The 5,018-nt window shown below is 63.7% G+C and carries 4 protein-coding genes; all 4 read right to left on the minus strand.

What is annotated here, in order from left to right:
* Positions 1–233 precede the first annotated feature (233 nt).
* A complete protein-coding gene (locus tag ACJH6I_RS31565) occupies positions 234–779 on the minus strand; it encodes a hypothetical protein (protein ID WP_226522004.1) in 546 nt (181 codons plus the stop codon).
* Positions 780–1,077: 298 nt separating this feature from the next.
* Entirely contained in the window at positions 1,078–2,106 is a 1,029-nt protein-coding gene (locus ACJH6I_RS31570) for an ATP-binding protein (protein ID WP_005148661.1), read from the minus strand.
* The gene (locus ACJH6I_RS31575; protein ID WP_005148662.1) at positions 2,094–4,058 is read right to left on the minus strand and encodes a Mu transposase C-terminal domain-containing protein; all 1,965 of its coding nucleotides are present in this window, start codon (positions 4,056–4,058) and stop codon (positions 2,094–2,096) included. Before ACJH6I_RS31575 ends, ACJH6I_RS31570 begins: the two co-directional genes overlap by 13 nt.
* 123 nt (positions 4,059–4,181) lie before the next feature.
* Positions 4,182–4,922, minus strand: a complete 741-nt coding sequence (locus ACJH6I_RS31580) for a TnsA-like heteromeric transposase endonuclease subunit (protein ID WP_011894084.1) — start codon at positions 4,920–4,922, stop codon at positions 4,182–4,184.
* Positions 4,923–5,018: the final 96 nt, after the last annotated feature.

Genomic DNA, 5,018 nt, shown 5'->3' on the forward strand with positions numbered 1-5,018 from the left:
CAGCGTCATTGCCGCCTTCGCTGTGGTGGTCAGCGCGGTGGCCGCGTACTGGACCACCCACCGCCGGCCAATCACCGGCAAGCAGCGCCGCCGGTGATGATTCACCGGCCGATACACCCAGCCAGATACCACTGTCCCTAACGATTAGAAAGCCGATAGATACAACCGTCGGACACAGTCAGATGCACACCACAAGTGCCTTACTGATAAGGCACATTCAAGACTGCCGACCCCTAAGCGCGACACGCCAGTTCTGCGCCGTCTGAGCGTGTCGTCAATACGGCAGTGGCGAATAGGCGTCGGTACTGCGCCCATTGCTCGACGGGGGTGGCGTCGGCATGGTGGGCGCCGGTGCGTTCGTTGATGCGGTCGAGCAGTAGCGTCGGCCAGGCGGGTTCCGTTGGCGTCCTGGGCTGTTCAACCCGAGGGCGAGCTGTGAGCAATGTTGCGGCTACGGCGATCACATCGGGGTAGGCCACCACGTGCGCTTCTAGGCCATTCTGCAGAATCCCCGCCGCCACGTGACGCTCTGCGTGAGCCCAGAAGACCAGGATGTGGCGGGCGTCGCCCAAGGCGTCATGAAGGTCGACCTCTGAATACTGACGGGCCAAGCGCCGATGCGTGCGCCCGGCACTGAGCACCGTGGGCCGGTCACGAAGATCCACCTGGTCGTCAAGAACGCGCGTTGGTGAACCGATCCAGCGTCGGTGACGGTGGCATACGGAGACATGTGCAGGCAGGTAGCAGTAGACGGGTTCGTGTATTCCCTTGCGTGCCATACATCTTTGACACAAAGGGCGGCGGAGATATTGCTTGAGCGCGGTGGGGTCGCCAGCAAGCCCGCAGAGACGGGACCGGATTACCTGCTCAGGTTGGCCGCTGACGACGGCCAACCAGTCCGGTCGCGGCCGGGCTGCGCATGATTCGGCGACATGGCCGCGCAGTGTGGAGACGCCGATATGGTTGGCGCGGGCCAGCCTGTCGATGTAGGACGATACGGCTTCCCAACGGAACGGTGCGATCGTTCGCGGGAGCCGCTGGCGTGGTCCGCGCGGCCACGGCCTGACAGTTGCCACGTCAGCTGGCCGTGCGGGCCGCGGCCGTGTGGGCGGCGTAGTCGATCAAAATATCGTCCATGGCCTCGCGGGTGATGTGCTCGGTGCCGTCGAGCATCGCTTGGATTGCTGAAGCCCGGATCAAGTGGGCCAGGCTGCCGATCATCCCGCCGGTGCGGCGGTGCAGGTAACGGGCCTGGGCGACAAGGCTTCCCGGTTCGTGTCGATGCAGACGCAAGGTACCTTCCATGGCGGCGACGAGTTGTCGCCACTCCTTGGCGTCGGGGAATGCGCTGGTGTGGATCACCCCGCAACGGCCGGCCAACTGCCGTCCCCGCGTGCCGGTGAACAGCCCCGAGCGTTCCACTTCGATCCCGGCGTAAACGAATGTCGCAGGCAGATGCTCGGTGAAGTATTTGAGGTGGTCGGACAGTTCTTCGCCGGCGCGGGTGTCGAGGTTGAGGTTGTGGATTTCATCGACCACCACGATGTCGGTACGGGCATCGATGAGCACCTGGCACACGGCATCGGAAATATCGGTCACGTTCATCCGCTGATTGAGCGTGGGAAGCCCCAGAAACCGTGCGAACTCCATCGCCAACTTGCGGGGCGACCCTTTCGGCGGGGCCGTCACATACACCACCGGAATCCGGCTCTCATCGCCGGGAAACCGTGCACGGGTGCGCAATTCGTGAAACCGACCCAGTTGCTTGATCGCCGTAGTTTTCCCCGTCGCTGCCCCGCCGGAGATGATCAGCCCGCGCCGGGCCCCGATCTCGCGCTGGTTGAGCAATGTCAACAGCCGGCCCTGATGGGTGATCGCTTCGATCGCCGACGTGGTGACCACCACCAGCTCCGAATGATGCGCAACCCGGGCCTCGTTGTAGGCCGTCCGCTCGTCCTCACCGAGGCTGGCCCACTCGTCGTCGGCGAGCAACGTGAACTCCGGCGGATCGGCATCAACAAAACGCCGCCAGCCCTCCAGCGTCGTGGTCGGCTGGCGGCGATCCTCTAACTGACCCACCGCCGCAATCTCGGTCACAGTCGCCACGTTTGGGCCTCCTTGCGTGCATCAAACACCGGCAGGGGTATGACCTCCGCCATCTCGCCGTCATCGTCGAAAGTCTCGTTGTCGGCGGCCCGTTCCGACGGTGACGGGCCATGATGTTCGGATGATTCCGTCGGGTCCGGCCAGTCCCGGCCGGCGCTCGCGGCGCTGGTCCGTCCAGTCACTCGGCGCTCGGCTTTCGTCTGCTGCTGCGGCCCAGCGGCGGCGCGGTCCAGCAAGTCCTCCGCGATGGCCGCAATCTCCGCTTCCTGGGTCTTCTGGGCCCCTCTGCGGTCGGCTACGGAGCGGGCGTGGCGCCACAGTGTCTCGCCGAACGGCACCGGCGAGGACCGAAGGTGCGTCCACGTCGCGGCCAGCCATCCGTCTTCGTGGTGATTGCGCACCCAAATCCTCGACACGTCATACGGGTCGTAGTGCACTTCCCACTGTCCGTTACGGGCATCGACCCCGGAATGCTGGCGCCGGTATGGGTTGAGCGCCTTGGCGTCATAGGTGCGATGGTTGATCCGGACCCCGTAACTGTTGATTGTGCGCCACTGCACGGGAAGCAATTCGATATAGTCGTCGGCGTCCAGTGGGACCGGTACATAGCCAGCCACCTCAACGAGGGCAGTGTATTTCTCGTTGGGAGACAACGCTTTCCCCGGCGTCACCGGATCCCGCAGGCCATCGTGGGGGCGGTTCTGCCACACCGCGATGATCCACTCGTCCAGCAGCGCCTGCAGCTCAATCATCGACCACACCGCGTCGTCCTCGGCGTTTTTCCCACGCCGCTCCACCGATGAACCGACGTAACCGGCCACGTACTGTGCGAACAGGGTGCCCACCGACTGCAATGTCCGCTCGATCTTCGGCTTATCGGTCGGGCAGTCGGGATGAGCCGGCTGCAGATTGATCCCCAATGTGCAGCACGCTTGCCGAAATGTTTGGGACAGATACGCTTTCCCGTGATCGCAGACGATCGTCTCGGGAGCGATCACCGGCCTGGCCGCAGCATCGGCCAGGCGCTGATCGACACTGGTCAGGCTGTGGTGCGGAAGTACCGACCGGGACATCCGCAGCGCATCGGCCCATCCCGGGCGCATCGGTTCGGGCGTCAATGCCCGCGCCAAGAGCAGTGACGCGTCCACTGCTTTGGTCGTCGGTCGCAGCACCGCGGCCGGGATGGACCGCGTAGCGTTGTCGACCATCGCAGTCAGCTCGACTCGGTCTACCATGCCGTCATCGAGCACTACCCGTACATCCAGAAGGGTTGAATCGATTTCCACCATCTCGCCGGGGCGCACCACGGTGATCGACCCGAATGGGCCATCGGGCTGCTTGGACAGCGATCGCCGCGTCCGTGCTGACCCGAACGTGTGCCGTCCTTCCGCGAGGCGCTTGACCAGCCGGTAGAAGGTGGGCTGCGACGGCATCGCGGGCGCGTCGTCGGCACCATAGGTGGCCACCAGCGTCTTGGCGACCCGCCGTTGCAGACGCTGCACCGTTCCCGTTGACAGGTCGGTCTCGCCCTCGATCGCATCCCGCACCGCGGCGACGACACGGTCGTCCACACGGCCGAATACCGCGCGCCGCCGATTATGGCGCCCGTCAACCACTCCCAGGAGCCCGTCCCGTTCGTAGGCAAATCGGCGACGCTGCAACGCATTCCGACTCACGTCGTGGCCGGCGGCACGCAGCTCGTCCAACTTGGCCAGCTCACGCTGCCGCAGAGATCGTTTCGCCGTGTCGAACTCTGGGCGGGGACGAATGCCCGCGGCCGTCCCAGGCGGGCGGCCGCTGAGGATCTCCACGATGTGGCGCTCCCACCACCGTGCTTGCTCGACGGCTGCCTCGGGAATGCCAGCCAGCATTTCCTCAGAACACAGTGGCGGTCGCGACCCCGACACCAATTCCAATGCCGGATCAACCATCAGCTGCGAGAGCGGCACCACAATCTGCTCGCCGACAGCGTCAACCAGTCGAGCTGATCCGCCCGACAGGGTTACGACGGTGAAAACACCTGCTGATAAACGGATTTCGTCTCCCTCTCGGACGACACCCGTTCGCACGTCAGGTCACCACCCGGTCCCGAGGCCAATCGCCGTGTCGTCGCCAAGTGCCGCTCCTTGCAGATCGGCAACTAAACGGCCGTGCCAGAGCAGATGAAACAGTACGGGCAGCACCACCAAAGGAGTCCCGACCGCGTGCACACCAGCCATCAACGGACGGACCCGAGCGAAGACCTCCGCCAGTTGATCAGCCAAACCGATCTTCAATACTCGCGGATGCCGATAACCCGACAACCAACGTAGATTCGCCCGCAGCACTGGATCGAGGGAACCGACACGCAGGTAATCCCAACCGACCATCGCGCACGTGGCGGCAGACCGATCGAACACGTCCCGATCAGCGTCAGAGATCCGGTCGTCCTCACGAACGTCGACTACGACGACAGATCCATCGCGGCGCCGCACGAAGTAGTCAGGAGCATGCCGCGTGCCGTCACGCCAATGAATCCAAAATGGTTGCGACAGAACACCAACAACATCCGGATCGGCATCCAACGCCATCAACTGGTCACGTTCTACCCAGGACTCGTGACCTACATGTGCGCCGGTTGTGGCGAACCACCACAGCCCGGGAAAGTTACGCTGACCTCGAAACGAGGGGAAATTCCGCACTGGTGAACAGTCCAACTCAAACCGGGTTGCAGCACATCGGTCCAGCGATTGCCGCGTGCATCCCTCGCGGGTGTTGAACTCCAAGTCCACTGCACTCGCTACACCTGGCCCAGCCGAAACAGCCGACGTCAGCACACATAAACGCTAAGCCTCGTGCCCCAGATTCAATGAGAAAGACACGCACTTACCCCAGATTCAATGAGAATGCCCCAGAATCAATGAGAACGGACA

The organism is Mycobacterium sp. SMC-13, assembly GCF_045311035.1.
GTDB lineage: Bacteria > Actinomycetota > Actinomycetes > Mycobacteriales > Mycobacteriaceae > Mycobacterium.

Excerpts from the sequence above, each read along its gene's own strand:
- ACJH6I_RS31565 (WP_226522004.1), bottom strand. The coding sequence starts at position 779 with ATGGCACGCAAGGGAATACACGAACCCGTCTACTGCTACCTGCCTGCA.